The sequence below is a fragment of the Turicibacter sp. St.80E1 genome, from assembly GCF_059728495.1.
The window spans coordinates 1,802,696-1,821,536 of sequence record NZ_AP039386.1 but is presented as its reverse complement, the minus strand read 5'-3'; the positions used below and the strand labels follow the sequence as shown (position 1 = coordinate 1,821,536).

Annotated in this window: 19 protein-coding genes; 16 read left to right on the top strand and 3 right to left on the bottom strand. The window is 38.3% G+C overall.

What is annotated here, in order from left to right; genetic code table 11:
• Window positions 1-146 precede the first annotated feature (146 nt).
• Window positions 147-1,772: a potassium/proton antiporter gene (locus AC6I0I_RS08745; RefSeq protein WP_161831242.1), complete on the bottom strand. Its 1,626-nt coding sequence runs from the start codon at window positions 1,770-1,772 to the stop codon at window positions 147-149.
• A gap of 217 nt (window positions 1,773-1,989) precedes the next feature.
• Here AC6I0I_RS08745 and AC6I0I_RS08740 point away from each other — a divergent pair, with 217 nt between their 5' ends.
• From AC6I0I_RS08740 to AC6I0I_RS08725, 4 genes are read left to right on the top strand one after another with little or no spacing between them, the layout of a single operon-like run.
• Window positions 1,990-3,033 carry a ParA family protein gene (locus AC6I0I_RS08740; protein ID WP_161831240.1) on the top strand — a complete coding sequence of 348 codons (1,044 nt, stop codon included), beginning with the start codon at window positions 1,990-1,992 and terminating at the stop codon, window positions 3,031-3,033.
• An 18-nt stretch (window positions 3,034-3,051) separates the two neighbouring features.
• Entirely contained in the window at window positions 3,052-3,585 is a 534-nt protein-coding gene (locus AC6I0I_RS08735; protein ID WP_161831239.1) for a hypothetical protein, read from the top strand.
• Between the two features lie 24 nt (window positions 3,586-3,609).
• On the top strand, window positions 3,610-3,981 hold the full coding sequence (locus AC6I0I_RS08730; RefSeq protein ID WP_161831237.1) for a hypothetical protein: 372 nt from the start codon (window positions 3,610-3,612) through the stop codon (window positions 3,979-3,981).
• A 46-nt stretch (window positions 3,982-4,027) separates the two neighbouring features.
• Window positions 4,028-4,807: a CPBP family intramembrane glutamic endopeptidase gene (locus tag AC6I0I_RS08725; RefSeq protein WP_262953783.1), complete on the top strand. Its 780-nt coding sequence runs from the start codon at window positions 4,028-4,030 to the stop codon at window positions 4,805-4,807.
• Window positions 4,808-5,050: 243 nt separating this feature from the next.
• On the opposite strand, the gene AC6I0I_RS08720 is transcribed toward AC6I0I_RS08725, so the two are convergent.
• Window positions 5,051-5,407, bottom strand: coding sequence for a hypothetical protein (locus AC6I0I_RS08720; protein ID WP_262953782.1), 357 nt, complete (start codon window positions 5,405-5,407; stop codon window positions 5,051-5,053).
• Between the two features lie 132 nt (window positions 5,408-5,539).
• Between AC6I0I_RS08720 and AC6I0I_RS08715 the strand changes: the two genes are divergently transcribed.
• From AC6I0I_RS08715 to AC6I0I_RS08675, 9 genes are all read left to right on the top strand, one after another.
• Window positions 5,540-6,355, top strand: a complete 816-nt coding sequence (locus tag AC6I0I_RS08715) for a DUF3658 domain-containing protein (protein WP_262951063.1) — start codon at window positions 5,540-5,542, stop codon at window positions 6,353-6,355.
• Window positions 6,356-6,479: 124 nt separating this feature from the next.
• Entirely contained in the window at window positions 6,480-7,568 is a 1,089-nt protein-coding gene (locus AC6I0I_RS08710; protein WP_161831229.1) for a helix-turn-helix domain-containing protein, read from the top strand.
• Between the two features lie 2 nt (window positions 7,569-7,570).
• The gene (locus AC6I0I_RS08705; protein WP_262953781.1) at window positions 7,571-7,888 is read left to right on the top strand and encodes a heavy metal-binding domain-containing protein; all 318 of its coding nucleotides are present in this window, start codon (window positions 7,571-7,573) and stop codon (window positions 7,886-7,888) included.
• Between the two features lie 31 nt (window positions 7,889-7,919).
• Window positions 7,920-8,237: a heavy metal-binding domain-containing protein gene (locus AC6I0I_RS08700; RefSeq protein ID WP_161831225.1), complete on the top strand. Its 318-nt coding sequence runs from the start codon at window positions 7,920-7,922 to the stop codon at window positions 8,235-8,237.
• Window positions 8,230-8,358 (top strand): hypothetical protein, encoded by a 129-nt coding sequence (locus AC6I0I_RS08695; RefSeq protein WP_255421463.1) that lies wholly within the window; start codon window positions 8,230-8,232, stop codon window positions 8,356-8,358. Before AC6I0I_RS08700 ends, AC6I0I_RS08695 begins: the two co-directional genes overlap by 8 nt.
• 12 nt (window positions 8,359-8,370) lie before the next feature.
• Entirely contained in the window at window positions 8,371-8,574 is a 204-nt protein-coding gene (locus tag AC6I0I_RS08690; RefSeq protein ID WP_262951065.1) for a PLD nuclease N-terminal domain-containing protein, read from the top strand.
• The gene (locus AC6I0I_RS08685) at window positions 8,571-9,509 is read left to right on the top strand and encodes an ABC transporter ATP-binding protein (protein WP_161831224.1); all 939 of its coding nucleotides are present in this window, start codon (window positions 8,571-8,573) and stop codon (window positions 9,507-9,509) included. The genes AC6I0I_RS08690 and AC6I0I_RS08685 overlap by 4 nt, the downstream gene beginning before the upstream one ends.
• A complete protein-coding gene (locus AC6I0I_RS08680) occupies window positions 9,485-10,249 on the top strand; it encodes an ABC transporter permease subunit (RefSeq protein WP_262953780.1) in 765 nt (254 codons plus the stop codon). The genes AC6I0I_RS08685 and AC6I0I_RS08680 overlap by 25 nt, the downstream gene beginning before the upstream one ends.
• A 131-nt stretch (window positions 10,250-10,380) precedes the next feature.
• Window positions 10,381-11,049: a restriction endonuclease gene (locus AC6I0I_RS08675; protein ID WP_262951069.1), complete on the top strand. Its 669-nt coding sequence runs from the start codon at window positions 10,381-10,383 to the stop codon at window positions 11,047-11,049.
• Here AC6I0I_RS08675 and AC6I0I_RS08670 read toward each other — a convergent pair.
• Window positions 11,046-12,215 carry an AraC family transcriptional regulator gene (locus AC6I0I_RS08670; protein ID WP_262951071.1) on the bottom strand — a complete coding sequence of 390 codons (1,170 nt, stop codon included), beginning with the start codon at window positions 12,213-12,215 and terminating at the stop codon, window positions 11,046-11,048. The two genes, AC6I0I_RS08675 and AC6I0I_RS08670, sit on opposite strands and share 4 nt — an antisense overlap.
• A 140-nt stretch (window positions 12,216-12,355) precedes the next feature.
• Here AC6I0I_RS08670 and AC6I0I_RS08665 point away from each other — a divergent pair, with 140 nt between their 5' ends.
• The 3 genes from AC6I0I_RS08665 (at window position 12,356) to melB (ending at window position 18,826) form a co-directional block, all read left to right on the top strand.
• The gene (locus tag AC6I0I_RS08665) at window positions 12,356-13,702 is read left to right on the top strand and encodes an MATE family efflux transporter (protein ID WP_161831217.1); all 1,347 of its coding nucleotides are present in this window, start codon (window positions 12,356-12,358) and stop codon (window positions 13,700-13,702) included.
• Window positions 13,703-14,618: 916 nt separating this feature from the next.
• Window positions 14,619-16,682, top strand: coding sequence for an alpha-galactosidase (locus tag AC6I0I_RS08660; RefSeq protein WP_262953779.1), 2,064 nt, complete (start codon window positions 14,619-14,621; stop codon window positions 16,680-16,682).
• 734 nt (window positions 16,683-17,416) lie between these two features.
• Window positions 17,417-18,826 (top strand): melibiose:sodium transporter MelB, encoded by a 1,410-nt coding sequence (gene melB, locus AC6I0I_RS08655; RefSeq protein WP_161831214.1) that lies wholly within the window; start codon window positions 17,417-17,419, stop codon window positions 18,824-18,826.
• Window positions 18,827-18,841: the final 15 nt, after the last annotated feature.

Genomic DNA, 18,841 nt, shown 5'->3' with positions numbered 1-18,841 from the left:
ATTAAGATTTGTGGGATGGGGAGTTGTATACCCCATTTAATGAATGAAATGATTTTTAATACGCTAAAGAGAAGGGTCTTTGTTGTTCAACGGGTGAAATTCATAAAAAATGAGGTCTAATAATGATATTAGGAACAAACCCTCCCTCACATACAAGAAATAATTCCTTGATGAAAATGCTCGGCTGTTAGAACGAGTGTATCTCCGTTTTCAATGCGCGTATCTCCTTTGGGGGTAATATTCGTTCCATCTTGACGTTTAATCAAAATGACGAGTGTTTTATGGGGAAGGTCAAGGTGTTTAATCTGTTTATGGACCCATGGGTGCGAGTTATCAATCTGAATCTCAGTGAGGGGGAGATTCGTGTATTCTTGAAAGTGTGTGCCACTGACAACGAGTTGGTCCCCGGGTAACAATTTAGTATCTCCATCAGGAATTAACGTTTGGTCTTTACGCCGAATCATTAAGATAAGTGTATCGGTAATTTTTAAATCACGGATGAGGCGGTTTGCCCAGTGATGTTTTGGGGTAATGGTGATCTTTAATAGGGGAAGATGCGCTTCTTCCTGATAGTCGGTAAAGGTTTTAAAGACGTTGGCATGGCGATCAATCATGGCCAATTTTTTAGCAACGGCAGGGAGTAGCGTTCCTTGAAGAGCGACGGAGATGAGGCAGATGCAAAAGCTAATATGAAAAATATCATACGTTAACGGTTGTCCGCCAAGAAAGGTTAAGATAGCAAAAACGATGGAGGTGGCGCCCCGCAGACCGGACCAGGAGAGGAGAACTTTTTGTTGCCAAGACGTCTTGAAGGGGAGCATGAGCAAAAAGACGGTGAGGGGACGGGCAAGAAAGGTGAGCCAGAAAAAGATTAAGAGGGCGGGCACGAAAATAGTGGGAATTTTTGAGGGAAAGGCGAGTAAACCGAGAAGGAAAAAACTTAAAATTTGCGCAAGACCCGTGAGCCCATCGAAAAAATTGACGAGAATGACTTTATTTGGAATCTGACTATTACCGATAATGATTCCACAAAGATAGGTGGCAAGATAACCGTTACCGCCTAAAATCGTCGGTAAAGAATAGGAAAGCAGGGCAATGGATAGGACAAAAATGGTTTCAAATCCATCAATCATAAAGTTCACCCGTTTTAACACATGGGCACTTAAAAGTCCAATGACAGTTCCTAAAAAGGCACCTATACCTAACTGAGTGAGAAGAAGTAAAGGGACGTCGCTCATGAGAGCTGTCTGATTCATCAATCCAATACAAAGGGTGGTGAGCATGTAGGCCATTGGATCATTACTTCCACTTTCTAATTCAAGGATGGAAGCCGTGCCTTCTTTTAAATTTAGTTTTTTAGATCGGAGGATTGAAAAAACGGAGGCCGCATCGGTTGAACTAATGATAGCCCCCATTAACAAGCTTTCTAAGCCTTTCATCTTTAAAAAGAAAAAACAGAAAAAGCCGGTGAGCAGGGCGGTTAATAACACACCGAGCGTTGATAAAATAAGGGCAGGTTTTACGACAGGGCGCGCCGCCTTCCAACTCGTTCCAAAGCCCCCATAAAAAATGATAAAAATGAGGGCGATGGTACAAAGTTGTTCCGTGAGTGAATAGTTGGTAAAGGAAATTTTAAAAAATCCGTCGGATCCAAAAACCATGCCCAAGAGAATGAAAAAAAGCAAGGTTGGTAACCCCAGTCGATGGGTTAGCTTACTTAAAAAAATACAGGTCATTAAGATCAGGACACAAATTAAGAGGGAAATCTCCATCAAATCCCACCTTTCTTTCACGATATAGGAATAAATTGAGTGTCGTATCTCTTTATTCTATGTAGGTAGCCGCTATTTTGGGAGTCGATTTCATCGCGTCATGTGATAAGTGATTTTAGTGGGAAAAAGATGAAGCGTTCTTACGTTTTCTGCTAAAGGGGATACATGAATACAAGAGATGATTAATATACTGATAGTATTGAAAGGGGGAGATAACGTGGGGAAAGCAAAAGTGATTTCGGTTATCAATTATAAGGGCGGGGTTGGAAAGACGGTGACCTCGTTTAACCTAGCCGCGGGACTAAACTTCTTAAATGGACATTCTGTGTTACTAATTGATTTAGATCCACAATGTTCATTAAGTACGATTTGCATGAAGGCCTACTCGAGGACGTATGGGAATGAGGATAAGTATAAATTTAGTCATCTTCAAGAAGATGAATGTATTAATCACGTGTTCCGCACGGCTTTGAATCAAGATATTTTAGATTTTGAGATGCCAATTGACTTAGAGCGGCTCATTAAAAGAGATTTTTATAAAACAGAACGGCTTCATCTGAAGGGATTTGATTTCATTCCCGCCACGATGCTTGTGAGTGCAAGACAAGGTGCGATAACAGGGCTTGAAGATATTGATGGAGATATTCGACGAAGTTACGGAGATAGTTCCAATAGCCAGTTAATGCGCCTTAGTATTTTAGCGAAGTTTTTTAAGCAATCTAAACTGGATGAACAATATGATTTCATTATTTTTGATTGTCCGCCAACGAATAACTATGTGACCCAAAATGCTTTATTTGTGTCGGACTATTATTTAATTCCAACGATTATGGATAATATGGGATTACAAGGGGTGACGCATATTAGAAATATCGTGGAGAAAAAGGAAATTTTAGAGTTTTGTCGGGCGTATGAGACGATCATTCGTTTGGCACCGGATTCATCCTATTTAGCGTATTTAAAGCCAGGAGTTCCTAAAATGCTTGGGATTGTCGAGACATTAAAGAAAGCAGGGACAGACACGAAAACGTTAAGAACACAGGTTGATCTTAAATTTCCACGCATGCTATTTGAATCAGTCATTGAAAATCAGGTGAAAATTTCTCGTTTAACCGGGGATGGGGAGTGTTGCTTCGTTAAACCAGAGGTGATGACGAAAGTTAAACCTAATCAAATGTACGGGAATTTAGTGTTTGAGGTGTTGGACCGACTTCACATTGAAAAAAACAAATCTACCCGCAAAGTAACAGATTATTTATAAGAAATTGGAGGGAGTTTAGTGGCAAAAATTAAAGATATTATCGGCGTTCTCACAACCTATGAAAAGATTACTCAGCTCGTCGGTGGGGAAGAATTAGAGGGAATTAAAGAGTTTACGGCAGTATTAAAAAACTATCGCCAATTAGAGATCTCAGCTTTTGAACAAAAACTTGTGGAAGGTCAGAAGAAAAAAGATCCGACGCTTTCACCAAAAAATCAGGCGATTCGTTTAGGGCAACTTTATTTTAAAGAGGTTTATCATGGGGGGATTGATGAATCTCAACGAGAATCATTAACGATTTATTTATCTTTACCAGAAAATAACGGATTAAAAGCCATTTTAGATTTACCGAGTCATGAACGTTGTTCGTACATAAGTCAGCTATCCGATAAGGAGCTAACAACCAATCATCTTGCCTTTTTAGGGATGGCCTTATTCAATGCTAAATTAAAGGGACGCACCAAGGCGGACCAAAAAAAGAATTTACTTGATATTTTATGGACCGTTAGTGAAAATCAAGCGATGAATGATATTTACGATAGCGCCATCTAATCAGGCTTTTAGGGAGGCGATAAAATGAGAGGGATCATCATTTTTTTATCGTGTATTTGTTTAGTGGGGTGTCGCCCGATTCATCAGGCCGTGTCTTCTTATGACATGAGTTTGTTACCCAGTGATTTTGGTGGTCATTCTGCTTATGCGGTTGGAATGAGCGAGGAAGGAAAACCTGTTTTCATCGATCCCAATCGAGCTTTTGAAACAATCGTTGAACAATATAAAGAGGGGTTTCAGGCTATTAAAGAGGAGTATTATTTATTTCCCATTACGAAATGGAATTGGCGCTCGTATGGGTATTATGGGTGGCAGATTACCCATGAGGATGAAGACGTTGTGAATCAAGCGTATGAAATTTCGCGATTTTTTCAAATTTACCAAAATAGTTTTTAACTTTTTGAATCAAGATTGATGAAATAAGAGACAGGGGGGAGAGTGGATGAAAATGAAAAATGCGGTAAATTCAATTCCGGTCGTTAAACACCTCATGCCATATTTAATGGTCGTTATCGGGTTTTTAGTCTTGTTAAGAACGCCACTATTAGCAGGAGTTTCGAATCCGGAACTATTTTTAATGGGGTACTTAGGATTCTTTTTAATTTTCTCCGTGACTGTTGGGAAAAAGGAAATGGGGCCTTTTTATAATAAAGGTGGAAGTTTGATTAATCTCATCGCTATGACGGGAATGGTCTATTTCTTCGGAATTTTGGCGGAAAGTGTAGCGGGAAGTTTTTTATCAGCTAACGATCCTCAATTATTGGATCAATTGACCTATCCGTTAACAGCGACACACGTCGTGCATGAATTGGCACGTTACTCACTCGTTGGTATTGGAGAAGAAATTTTTAAGTTTTGTCTCTTTTTAATTCTTTATGGGGTTTTGGTTCGGGTGATGAAGAACCGGATGATTTCTTGTATCGTTAGCGTTTTGGTGACGAGTTTCTTCTTTGGACTGTTGCACATGAACTATAACTTTGATCAGTGGCTTAACATTACGTTGATTATTGGATCGGGTACGGTTGTTTATTTTTACTTTTTATTTAAGTATCGGACGATTGTCCCATTGATGCTGGCTCATGCGCTACAAGATTTTTTAGTGACGATGGAGCACACCGAGGGGCTATCTGGAATTTATATGTTATTTTTAACAGGAATTGTTCTATGTTGGTTTATTGCTCGATTCGGTTTAGGCTATAAATTAAAAGTCTTAGATGAGTGAGACCATGACCGAACAAAAAAAGCGAAGCTATCTTTGAATCGGATGACTTTTTAATAAGGGCGATGATAAGGAAGGGCCTATTTAGGAATCGAGGTTAAGACACGTTTTGTATTTATTCGGCAATAATGCCTTTTAACTTGCTTTATGAGGGATAGTCAAACGAGCGGATGATTGATGGATGAAAAAAAGCATTGACCCTGTAGGGCTCAATGCTTTTTTTATATGGAGGCGGAAGGTTTTCCTTTATTTTTTAAAAGACAGGCGTGATTTTTGAAGGAGTCGAATAAGAACATAGCCGATTGCTAGTGTTAAGTTAAAAAGCCCAATAGCAAGGCTCGCCATTAAAAGGTGTGTGGCAGTGAGGGTTGGGAGCTCTCTTGTTTGGATGGATGGGTTTTCCCTCGTTAAAACATCTGATTTTAAAGGGGGATCGTCAATTGAGTCAACTGATGATGAGGGGATGCTTTTGGCTTCAATCACAATCGGTTTAAAGTAATGAGGGGCTGATTCTTGCTCATAGGTCATGTCACAGGTTGTGAATACGAGGCTTGATAATAAAAGAATCAAGATCATACAGATTAATTTTTGTCTCTTTTGCATTTTAAAGGCTCCTTTTTGACAAGTTGCCTATACTTTATCATGGAAATATTAAGAAAAGTGTGGTAAAACTATTAAGATTTTATGAAGATGAACGGGCAAGGCAGGAAAGAAAGGGCAATAGGAGGTTTTACGATGATTGATGTGTTTTTTAGTGAAGGGGCGGCTTATACGTGGTATTTGTCAACGATTCCGGTTGAGGAGCGAACGGATGAACCGATACAGGAATTTGAATCCATTATTTATTTACCGTTTCTATTTGACTTAGGGGATTTTTCAGATGGAATCAGTTCTACTTCAAGGGAGGACCTTTTTTGTGAGATACATCGGAGCAAGTTCTCAAGTGAGGCCGAATTAAGATCCCGATTTCGTTCGCTCACTAAGCAGTGGCAACGTTTAGAGAAAGAGGCTCAGCGTGGAGCGACCTTTCGAATTTGGGTAGGTCCATCGGCGAATGATGGGTGTGGCCTTTATTTTCTTTGTTCCATTTTAAAGGATATTGAGGTGAGTTTATCGGTTGTTCACCGTCCCCCTTATCAGCTGACTCCGTTTAAAAGCCTTGTCTTTTTTCGAAATTGGGACGAGATGACAGAAAATTATTTTCAGATGCTTGTTCAAGGTGAGACCGTTTTATCGGAGATAGAGAAAAAGGTGTTTGCGATGATGTGGGAGAATCAGTTAAAAACCTCTCCCTTACGGGTGATGCTAGAAGGAAAGGTGCTTGGAGTTTCTGAAGACTTTTATGATTCCTTTATTCGATGGCAACTGCTTAAAGGATCGACCTCCGTAACTGATTTAATAAGAAACCTTGTCTTAGAAAATGAACTGTCTTTAAATGAAGGATGGTATACTAAACGAATTAAAGCGATGCTTGAAACGGGGATCTGTCAAGTGGTGGTCCCTTCTGATGAGTTTGATGATCAGGTTATCAAATGGGGAGGGGAATCTTAGAGTGGAGCGAGCGTTATCTAAAAAAATCAACGCATGGTTGATTTTATAAACTAAAGTCGATTATTATTCCATTGAGATTGGCCCATACTAATCCTATAATAGGCTTAGGAAGTTAGGTGATAAGGTGTCAGAACTAAAGATTGCAAAAATGATTATGAAACGAAGAAAAGAACGGAAAATGACGCAAGAAGACCTGGCTAACTATTTAGGGGTCTCTAAGGCAGCCATTTCGAAGTGGGAGACAGGTCAAAGTTATCCTGATTTAGCGTTGCTCCCGATTATTGCCGCCTATTTTAATCTAAGTGTGGATGAACTCATCGGGTATGAACCACAGATGGATAAAAATGAGATTCGCTCGTTGTATCAACGGTTATGTCATGATTTTACGACGCAACCTTTTGATGAAGTCATCACGACTTGTCGAGATATTGTTCGTCGCTACTATTCTTGTTATCCGTTGTTATTTCAAATAGGCGTTTTAATGATTAATCACAGCATGTTAGACCCAAACCAAACACAGGCTATTAATGAGTGGGCACGGTCTTTATTTGAGCGTGTAAAAGTAAATAGTGAAGATGTTGATCTTGCGAAACAAGCTCAAACGTTTGAGGCACTTAGTTACATCTTATTAAATCAACCGTTAGAAGCGCTTCGCCTCCTTGAGGGATGTCAAAAACCGATGGCAACGGGAGAACTTTTACAAGCTCAAGCCTATCAAATGATGGGGGAGTGGGAGGAAGCGCAAAAGTCAACGCAGATTGCTTTATATAAAGGACTGATGTTGATGATGGAGGCCTTTCCAATGATGCTCTCATTAAATGACGGGGCAAAGTTTGAAACAGTGTTGCAAAAGCTGTTAGAGGTGGTTCAAACATTTGAGTTAGAAGGATTAAATCCGTATTGCTTAATGCCTATTTATTTGTTGGTGGCTAAGAAATGGATGGGGCTTCAAGAAGAGGAACGGGCACTTGATTACTTAGAGCAATATACGAAATTAGCGACATCCATCGGGTCTTCCTTTTATTTAAGAGCCTCGACTTTCTTTAATCAGTTAGATCAGTGGTATGAGACGTTTGATCTTGGAAAAATGGCGCCGCGAAATGAGGTCATTATTAAACAATCCATGATAGACGCTGTGGTGATGGAACCTTTATTTATGTCTTTACAAACAAATGAACGCTTTATCCAATTAGTGAAACGGCTAGGAGAATGAAAATGTTAATTGTTACGACACAGGAAATACCCGGGAAAGTAATTTTAGAAGTGAAAGGATTAGTTCGAGGAAGTACGGTGCGTTCTAAAAATATCGGAAAAGATATTGGTGCCGCCTTAAAAGGAGTCGTTGGTGGTGAATTAGCTGGCTATAATGAAATGTTAACGGAGGCGCGCCAAATTGCGATTGGACGAATGGTTGAGGATGCAAAGTCAAAAGGAGCCAACGCGATTGTTGGCATGCACCTCATGTCTTCATCTGTCATGAGCGGAGCAGCGGAAATGGTCGTCTATGGGACAGCAGTGCTTATTAAAGAATAGGTACATTGAGAAAAAAAGGAGTTGAGTATGGATGCTAATTGTAACAACGGATCAGATTGTTGGGAAAGAAATTGTAGAAGTGAAGGGGCTTGTTCGAGGAAGTACGGTACGTTCTAAAAATATCGGAAAAGATATTGGCGCCGCCCTAAAGGGAGTCGTCGGTGGTGAATTAACGGGCTATAACGAAATGCTAACAGAGGCGCGCCAAATTGCGATTGGACGAATGGTTGAGGATGCAAAATCAAAGGGAGCTAATGCGATTGTCGGGATGCGTCTGATGTCATCGGCTGTGATGAGTGGTGCCGCGGAAATGGTCGCTTACGGAACGGCGGTCGTTATTCATGATTAAACTCATTATCGGGTGTTATGTGGTGAATTTAATCATTGGAGGAGGGCTCATTCTTTATAAATTCATCGAGCGTCAAAAAGAGAAAAAAGAGGAGCGTCAACATGATTACAAAGATTATTAGGGGGGGATTTTTATGACTCAATGGTCTGACTATTTACCATTTTTAATTCCGTTAGGGGTGGCTCAGTTCGCCCTAGCTATTTTTTCGGTGATTCATGTGGTGAAGCACCCATCTTATCGTTTTGGAAATAAAGCGTTATGGATTGTTGTAGTCCTTGTGTTTCAGTTTATTGGACCGGCTGTTTACTTCTTATTTGGAAGAGGGGACGAAGAATGAGAGTCCTAGAGGTCAAAGGGTTACGTAAACAGTTTGGGGACCAAACGGTGCTTGAAGACGTTTCTTTTACGATTCCTAGTCAGTGTATCTTTGGGTTTTTAGGACAAAATGGGGCCGGGAAGACGACGACCATGAAATTAATTTTAGGACTTTTAAAAGCAACGTCAGGAGAAATCTTTGTGTGTGGTGAGCCGGTTGTTTACGGAAATACTAAAACGAATCGGCTGATTGGGTATCTTCCTGATGTCCCAGAGTTTTATGCTTATATGACGCCTCGTGAGTATCTATTGTTATGCGCAGAGGTTACGGGACTTCCAAAACACGTGATAAAAGATAGATGTGACGAACTTTTAGATCTTGTTGGACTGTCTAACGTTAATCGGCGAATTGGCGGATTTTCACGGGGAATGAAACAACGATTAGGGATTGCCCAAGCTTTACTCAATAATCCTACATTACTCATTTGTGATGAACCTACTTCCGCGTTAGATCCTGTTGGACGAAAGGAAATTTTAGACGTTTTATTAAAGGTGAAAGAACAAACAACAGTTTTATTTTCGACGCATATTTTATCAGATGTGGAACAAATTTGTGATCAGATTGCGATTTTGCATGAAGGAAAACTCGTCCTAACGGGCGATCTGTTGACGTTAAAAAAACAATTTGCTCCTCGTCAAATCCAACTTGAATTTAAGGATGCCGCGCATGCGAATGAGGTGCATTCATTATTACTGAATGAGGCACGTATTCAAAAGATTAACCAACAAGCAACGATGCTAAATGTTGAGGTGAACGATTTAGAGGGGGACGGGCAGCATCTGTTGAAATTAATCCTTGAAGCAAGGATCCCGATTTATCAGTTCAAAGTTGTAGAGCCAAGTCTTGAATCGTTATTTATGGAGGTGATTGGATGCGAGCCTATGTTGCCTTTATAAAAAAAGAAGGACTGGAATTAGTCAGAACGTATAAATTATTATTAATGATTCTTATCTTTTTTGCTTTTGGTGTCATGAGTCCGTTGATGGCTAAGCTTATGCCGGATTTAATGAGCCAACTTGTGACGGAAGGAATCGAAATCTCTTTACCCGAACCGTCAGCCATCGATTCGTATGCGCAATTTTTCAAAAATTTGACGCAGATGGGGTTAATGGTAATCGTGTTAATGTTTAGTGGGACGTTGACGCAAGAATTAGGCAAGGGGACGCTGGTGCACTTAGTGACGAAGGGACTTGCCAAATCAACGGTGCTTTTGGCTAAATATACGGTTTCAGGGCTGAGTTGGACAGGTTGTTTGTTGTTGACGTTTGTCGTGACGTATGGATATACGGTTTATTTGTTTCCGGGTGATGAGATGTCGCATTTAGTTTATTCAGTGGGGGCGTTGTGGTTATTCGGGCTATTTTTATTAGCTTTATCACTCTTTTTCCAAACGCTTGTCAAGAGTCAGACGACCTCACTCATGTTCGTTGCCTTATGTACTGGAGGATTATTTTTTGTCAATTTATTTCCTCGCATCCAGGAAGTGAGTCCATTAAAATTGGTGACAGATAATGTTGCCATGCTGAATCAGGCGTATGACTTAAGTTCACTAATAACCCCGGTTTTGATAACGCTTGGATGGACGGTTATTTTATTAATAGGATCACTTGTGATTTTTAGAAAAAAACAATTATAACTTTTCTTTATCCGACAAAGGACCTACTGGTAGTAGGCCCTTTGTCGGATTTTGTATTTCAATCCTTTTTATATCGCTGAATAGAAGGAGGAAATTTTTCCAAAATAGAGGTATTGAAAGGATGTGTTTGTATGAATGATTTAAACGAGGGGAAAGTTTTAAAGTTAATGAGTTATATCATGTTAGGGTTATTCGCTTGGGTGACCTATTTTAATTTCCAAGGGGTATTTATTCGAATGGTTGAATTATTTGAGAGTCTGCCGATGTGGTGGTACCTTCTTGTATTGGTGCTGTTTGCTGTTTCAGTTGTGTGGTCTATTAGTAGAGGAGAGGAAGAGATTCACCAAATTGAAGAAGAGATGAATCAGGCGAAACAGTCATTAGTTCGTTCAGAGCGCTGTTTACGATTACTGCAATATGAGGTAAAAGATATTCCAGCGTTTCAATTTAGTTTTTATTGTGCAGATTTGTTAAGGATGCTTGATTATCAAGAAGTAAGAGTCAAAAATTATAAGTTCATTCGAGCCATTAATGAGGTCGGTGAAAAGGTTTATATTGAGTGCCTCGTAAAGGAAGCGGGCGAGTCCGTCAATAAAGACGATTTATCTCCCCTTCTTCATACGATGAAGCGAGATGATGTATTCAGAGGATTAATCATGACCATAGCTCCTTTATCACCGGAAGTGCGGGAACTGGCGAAAAAGTATCATATTCTTTGTTTAGATGATCAAGCCATTCAAGAGATTATTTCATTTGTGACCCGTGAGGGTGCCGAAATGTTGGAGATGGACTTTATTTAATTTAATACTTTATAGTGTTGTCGATATTGTTTAGGCGTTTGGCCCGTGAATTTTTTAAAGTTTTTTGTAAAATGACTTTGATCAGTAAAATGTAGAAGGCTACAAATTTCAAGAATAGAATGATTCGTCATGGCGAGGAGTTGTTTGGCCTCCTTAATTTTTTCTCGCATCATATATTCACTAATGGTCATGTTCATTTCTTTTTTAAATAACCGCGCTAGATAGCTAGGATTAAAGTGTAGTGCCTGACAGACATCGTGGACGGAAGGATTTTGATAAAGATTTTTTCTTATATAAAAGGTGACCTCTTTAACTGTTTGCGAGTTTTTCGTTCGCCTTAAGGCGTGCACCCGATGGGTCAAGTCAATTAACGCACTGATTTTTAATTGATTTAAAGTTGTTAAGTCGGTTGTTTTATTGATTTCTTGTAAATAGAAGGTATTGATTTTGTAACTAATGGCAATTGGAAGTCCACTCTCCCTCGCGGTTTTTGAAGCAACAATAATCATGGAAGCAACCATTGTTTTCATCGTTTGAAGTGGAGTTTCTTTAAGGTGGTCGGAAAGAAGTGGAAAAGGGTTTATGCGATCGAGGATTGGCAGAAGTTCTTTCACCCGTCCATGGCTAACACAGGCAAGGATTTGGTTTTCATATTGGATGTCACCAGGAATGTGTGTGTGAACATGGTCGTCAATTCGGATAAAGGTGAAGTCCTGTCGAAGTTTATCTTCTAATTGAGAAATCATAGCCTCGTTATAGAAGTTTTCCTTTAAAATGTCCTCGACGGTAAGGCGTTGCTGATTGATGAGCAAATGAACTAAGGCGGCTTGATGTAAAATCTGATTTAAACATGATGATGTTGTTTCAGCTTCTAACGGTATAGATGGTTTGTTAAGGCAGGGCCCCATGACGTAGGTTATGGGGTTCATTTTTGTTTTTAAGTCACTAACAAAAATAAATGCCTCATTGGCTGGAGAAAATTTAATTTGCGGATAGGGGTGAAGATTTGAAAAGTCATAAATAGATGTCATCCATTCGGAAGGGGGAGTCTCAGAACCTATCTGTTGATGTTTATCAGTGATGACTTGAACAGGCCATCCAAATCCCTGTTCAAGCAATGCTTTCATGTAAGCGATGTCGTGTATAAAATGGGAAAATGTCGTCATATCACACCTCATTTTAGTCAAATTCATTATAAAAAGGTCAAATTTATACTTAAAATATTTAAAATTCCATGATAATATTATTCAGGCTTAAAAACAAGTCTTTTAGTTAAATAAAAAAGGAGTTAAGGAGGTTGTCGGGAATGATGCAAGAAAATATATTAGGAACCGAAAAGATTTCAAAATTATTTATAAAGTTTTCAATTCCTGCTATTTTATCGTTAACGATAGCAGGGGTTCAAACAATGGTAGATGGAATCTTTTTAGGAAACTTTGTTGGAACGAATGCGATGGCGAGTGTCAATATTGCCGCTCCGTTTATGCAATTGATGATCGGGATGAATATGATTGTCGGAATTGGGGGAGCCAGTTATATTGGGCGCAGTTTAGGTGAAAAAGATTTTAAACGAGCGCAAGATATTTTTAAATCAGCCTGTCTTTTTATGCTAGGGTTATCTTTAATTGTTGCTTGTTTGGGGTTTACTTTTAATCAGCAATTAGCGACTTTTTTAGGAGCGAATGAGGTTTTACTTGCGGATTCAGCAACGTATATTAAAATCTTAGCGTTATTTGCTCCATTTATTAGTTTCTCATTTATTTTAGGAATTTTCGTTCGTTGTATCGGAAAACCAAATGTCTTTTTATTTAGTTCAATCGCTAGTTTTTTTGCAAATATTATTTTAAATTATGTGTTAATTAAACAGTTAAAGTTAGGGATTGTAGGGGCTCCAATCGCAACTGGGTTATCATTTACCACTTCTTTTTTAATTGCAGCGATTCCGTTTATTAAAAAGAGTTCGGTTTTAAACTTTTTTACTGGAACGTTTAATTTAAAGTTTACGGGGCAATTGTTATATAACGGCTCATCGGAAGGGATTTCTTCGTTAGCAACAGCCATTTCAACGTTTGTGTTTAACATGGCATTTATGGAAATTGCCGGTGAAGATGGTGTTTCGGCCTTTACGGCAATTGGATACATTTCCTTGTTTGCGTCATTAATTGTTTGTGGGATTTCGGCAGGAATTGGGCCCGTCATTTCTTATAATTATGGTGCAAAGTTAGACTCTCGTGTGAAGCAGATGATGAGTTTATCATGCAAGGTCGCCATCGTGATGGGAACGATACTCGTCTTCACTATTTTCTTATTTGGAAAGTATTTAATTCTTTTATTTGTGAGTGATAATCAGGCGGTTCTTGACCTAGCGTTACATGGCTCTAAAATTTATGCCTTTACGTTCTTCTTTAACGGTCTTAATATTTTATTCTCAGGATACTTTACGTCAATTGGCGATGCTTTAGCTTCTATTATTATCGCAATTTGTCGCGGAATTATTTTCATCCTAGCGGGAATTAGTATTTTACCTCAGTTTATGGGGATTAGTGGGGTTTGGATGACAGTCCCTGTGGCTGAAATTTTAACCTTGCTTGTTGTCTTCTTCTTATTTAAACAAAGAAACTTAAAAAATACATCTTCATTAATTGAAGATTAAATTCTAGAGTGGCTGCGATTGACTCTCCCCTTAAAGGGAATCAATCGTAGCCTATTTTTTTATAAGATAGAATAGGAAGCTCTTAATTAGATAGGGAGTTTAGTTTCTTTTAACTGAAACCTTAAAGGCATTTTATCATGCAAAACCTTTAACTACCCGGTCATAAATTTACTGATGAATTTAAACAACGAAGGGCCCAACTCTATCTAAGCGGAAAAACGCGAAGAGAAATTATTGCTAATCAGCTTTACCACCTTTTGATTATTGAATTAAACAATTACGACAAGCCGGTTCTTTTAGTAAAGCTGGGAGTTGCATCTCTGAGGGAAACTGAATGAACAAGTAGTACTTTCATGGTAGATAAAAAAATAAAAGCAACACGTCAATTATGATTCAATCGCTTTAAGGCCTAATCAGGAGGTACTTTTTCTTATGCGCGGGAACGGTTAATCCCAACATGTCTTATGCCCAAGAATTAAAACCATATCTAAGGGGGCATCTATTTTTGAACTGCTTAAGATTTAAGATTCCAGACTGGGAAATAGCTGATCAAGGTAAAGGTGAACATGCCTTTATAAAGCAAGTGTTAAAAAAGTTAACAAATGATGTGGAATAAAATTGATGTGTCTACAACTGATGGAGGAATATGAATGTAGTTAATATATAGTAAGGAAATTATTAAAGCTTCTTAGTTCATCATGCGTGTTGATTCTACTCATCCATTAGAAGTGTCAAAAGATGATGCCAAGTTATAAGTTTGGTTTTTTCTTGTTTCTTTTATTCTTCCGAAGAATCATTGATGAAGAGTTGAAGTAAAACTTTACTAAAATAATAGTTGAATAAACTTAAGGAGTATATTATAATCTTTTTAGAAAGCGTTATCCTAACAAAGGATAACAGGTTGGAGGAGAAGAAGATGGGATTTTTAATTGATGCGAAGCGATTAGTATTCGGGATTGAAACAAAAAAAACAACGTATGTATTTGCGATTGATAATTTAGGACTTGTTCGTCATCTTTACTGGGGAGAGAAGATCGACTCATTGGATGATTTTGATGTTCCACCATTATCTGAGATTTCAAGTAATGATCCAATTCTCGATTTAACGGACGAGGAATATCCGGTATATGGGGGAATGCGTTATAAGGAAAATTGCTTAAAGGTGATTTTTGCGGATGGAACGCGTGATATTGAGTATAAGTATGATGGATATACGCAAACAGATGAGGAGTTAGTGATCCATTTAAAAGATGCCCATTATGATTTTGCGTTTAATTTACATTATAAAGTGTACGAAGAGCTAGATTTAATTGAGCGTTTTGTGTCGTTAGAGAATAAGATGAACGAATCAGTGACGGTTGAAAAGATCCATAGTGCACAGCTACATATTCCGTATCAAGATTTAACATTAACGTCAAGCCATGGACATTGGTTAGCGGAATTTCAAGAGTTTAAGCAGCCACTTGGACAAGGAAAAATTGTCTTAGAAAATCGCCGTGGAATTTCGACGCATAATCATAATCCATTCTTTATTTTAGACCGTCAGGCAACAGAAACAAGTGGAGAAGTGTATTACGGAATTTTAAAATTAAGTGGGAACTTCTCAACGATTATTGAGCCTCGTCCTTATGGAGGAACATTAGTACAAATGGGAATTAATCCGCACGACTGCTTATTAACGTTAAATGCAGGGGAAACATTTGTTGCACCGGCGATGTTGTTTGGTTATACAACAGAAGGATTTGAAGCGATGAGTCACCACATGCATGATTATGCGAAGCAACATGTTTTACGCGAAGGGGTTCGTCCGGTTCTTTATAATTCATGGGAAGCAACGGAATTTGATGTTCAATGTGATGAACAAATTGCGTTAGCGCGTAAGGCAAAAGAGATGGGTGTTGAGCTATTCGTGATTGATGATGGATGGTTTGGACAACGTCATAGCGATGCAGACGGACTTGGGGATTGGTATGTGAATGAAGAAAAATTCCCTGAGGGATTAACACCGTTAATCGATGCGGTTAAAGGAATGGATATGATGTTTGGAATTTGGATTGAGCCAGAGATGGTTAACCCGCCAACTCAGTTATTGAAAGATCATCCAGATTGGATTTACCATGTAGAAAACCGCGTGAATGATACGTCGCGTAATCAAATGGTTTTAAATGTGACGTTACCAGAGGTTCAAACGTTTATTTTCAATATGATTGATGACTTACTGTCAAAATATGACATTGATTATATTAAATGGGATGCGAACCGTCCAATCTCGCAAACAGGACTTTCACGCGAGATGTGGGTTCGCCATATCGAGGCTGTTTATGACATTGCGCGTCGCGTGAAAGAACGTTATCCTCATGTTTTACTTGAGGCTTGTGCATCAGGAGGAGGACGTGTTGATTATGGAATGTTGGAAAACGGATTTGATGATTTCTGGACAAGCGATAATACCGATGCGTATGACCGTTTAACGATTCAAAATACGTATTCTTACGTGTATCCAATTAAAGCCATGCGTGCTTGGGTAACGGATGCGAATAACCGTGTGACAATCCCACTTCGTTTTAAATTCCATAGCGCGATGATGGGAACGCTCGGAATGGGATGTAATATTTTAAAATTCACAGATGAGGAAATGAAGCTATCTGCGGAATTAATCGAGGAGTACAAAGAAATCCGTGACGTGGTTCAAAACGGGGACTTCTACCGCCTAAATCATACGTCTCGTAACAATTACTACTGTTATGAATATGCGAATGAATCAGAAGCAGCATTATTTGTCTTCTTACCGCAGACACAAATCGCCCGTACAGGCGTGCGTATTAAATTACGTGGTCTAGATGAAACAGCGACTTATACTTTTATGTTAGCAGGAGCAGAGGTAAGAAAGACCGGGGCTTACTTAATGAATCACGGGATTGATGTCAAATTGAGTGGCGATTACGCGAGCACTATCATTAAATTTAAAAAGAGTGAGTAGTTTTTATAAAGCTATAATAAGTGATGATCAGGGCTGACCTCCTTAACGGGGGCAGTCCTTTTTTATATAAATGAAAACCATCAGTTTAATTGGTGGTTTAAATCAAAAAGAGTGTCTTGTAAAAAGTGAGGATAAAGCGTCAATCGGTTTAAAATCTCAGATACGATTAGGTGAATCAGGGACTTTGTTTGTGAAGTGCAGATAAATGGGAATGGATCGTTGGTTTAGTTTTAGGGGGGGGATAGGATCAACGATGATGAAGTACGCTGAAAAAGCAATAAAATAGCTCTAGCTAGCAGTCAGCGTTCGGGATACCTACTAGCCAGCTGATAGGATGTCTAAAGGGTGCTAGTTAGTTGAAAAAATTGATTGGACGAATAAATAGATGATGTTAAGAATTTCAAAAATGAAAATTTTATGATGAATGAAACAAATAGTTATTAAATTTAAAGCGTTTTTTTCACATTATATGAGTAGTTATTTTAGTATAAAAGTAAGCGTGTTTTAAGGAATCCCTCACAAGAAATGTGAGAAATTTATGTGGAATAAGGTCTAAAAATTAATGAAAAAAGTCGAGCTAAAATCCTTTAGTAAAAAAAGTTATTTTTTTACTATAAAACGCTTGCAAAAACGGTTTCACTATAGTATATTAGAGACATAAAGGAAATAAAAACGATTACGGTTTATGAGAGGGATAAATCGTAACGAATCTGTTAAAAAAGGGAGAGGTAAAAATGCAATTAACGGCAAGAGCAAAATACTCTTATGGAATAGGGGCATTAGGAAAGGATTTAGTTTACGGAATTGTTGGAACGTATTTAATGTTTTATTTTACGGATGTAATCGGACTGGCTCCAGCATTTGTCGGAACATTATTTTTAATTGCTCGTATTTGGGATACAGTAAACGACCCAATGATGGGAATGGTTGTAGATAATACGAGAACAAAGTGGGGGAAATTTAGACCTTGGATTTTAATCGGAACCATTATTAATGCAGTTGTTTTATTCTTCTTATTTAAAAAACCTGATTTAGATGGATTACCATTATATGCTTACTTCTCAGTGATGTACATCTTATGGGGAATGACTTATACGATTATGGACATCCCTTATTGGTCAATGATTCCATCGTTAACAAAAGATAAAGCAGAACGTGAAAAAGTCGCTGTTATTCCTCGTATTTTTGCAAGTATCGGTGGTTTAACAATCGGGACATTCGGATTAACATTTGTTGCTAAGTTAGGACAAGGGGATCAAGTTAAAGGGTTCGAATCATTAGCGTTTATCATTGCCGTTGTCTTCATCGTTTCTTCTTTAATTACATGCTTTAATGTTAAAGAACCATCAACAAAAACAGATAAAGCTTCAACTAAAAAAGCAGAACGTGTGACGTTAAAACAAACATTTAAAATTATTGCTCAAAATGATCAATTAAAAGTATTTATCGGTATCGTTTTATGTATGAACTTAATGTTACAACTTTTAGGTGGGATGGCACTTTACTACTTTAAATATGCGAACGGATATGTTCCAGGTGATGAAGTACCAATGTTCACGATCTATAACGGATTTGCTGGATTTGCTGAAATCGGAGGGTTATTATTATTCCCAATCTTAGCTCAAAAAATTGGACGTCAAAAATTATTTAAAGTAGGATGCTTCGTACCAGTTGTCGGATTAATCGGATTATTATTAACAGGAATTTTTGCTCCAAATAATGCATTATTCGTTGTGATTTCAGCGTTATTAGTTCGTGGTGGTGGAGGATTCGTCCTAGCTTCAACAACAGTTATGTTAGCAGACGTTGTTGACTATGGAGAATTTAAACTTGGAACTCGTAATGAAAGTATTATCTTCTCTTGCCAAACGTTATTAGTAAAATCAGCATCAGCATTCAGTGGATGGGCAATCGGTGTTGGATTACAAATGATGGGATTTGTGGCAAACCAAGAACAAAGTGCTGGAACTATTTTAGGAATGCGTGGATTAATGACAATTCTTCCAATTGCTTTCATCGTAACATGCTTTGTCATTTATAAAAAATACTACAAGTTAAATGGAGATTTCCATGAAGAAGTATTAATTGAATTAGAAAACCGTAACCAAGAAACAAATCCATTCGGATTAAAAAAAGCAATGTAATTGATAGAAAATCGA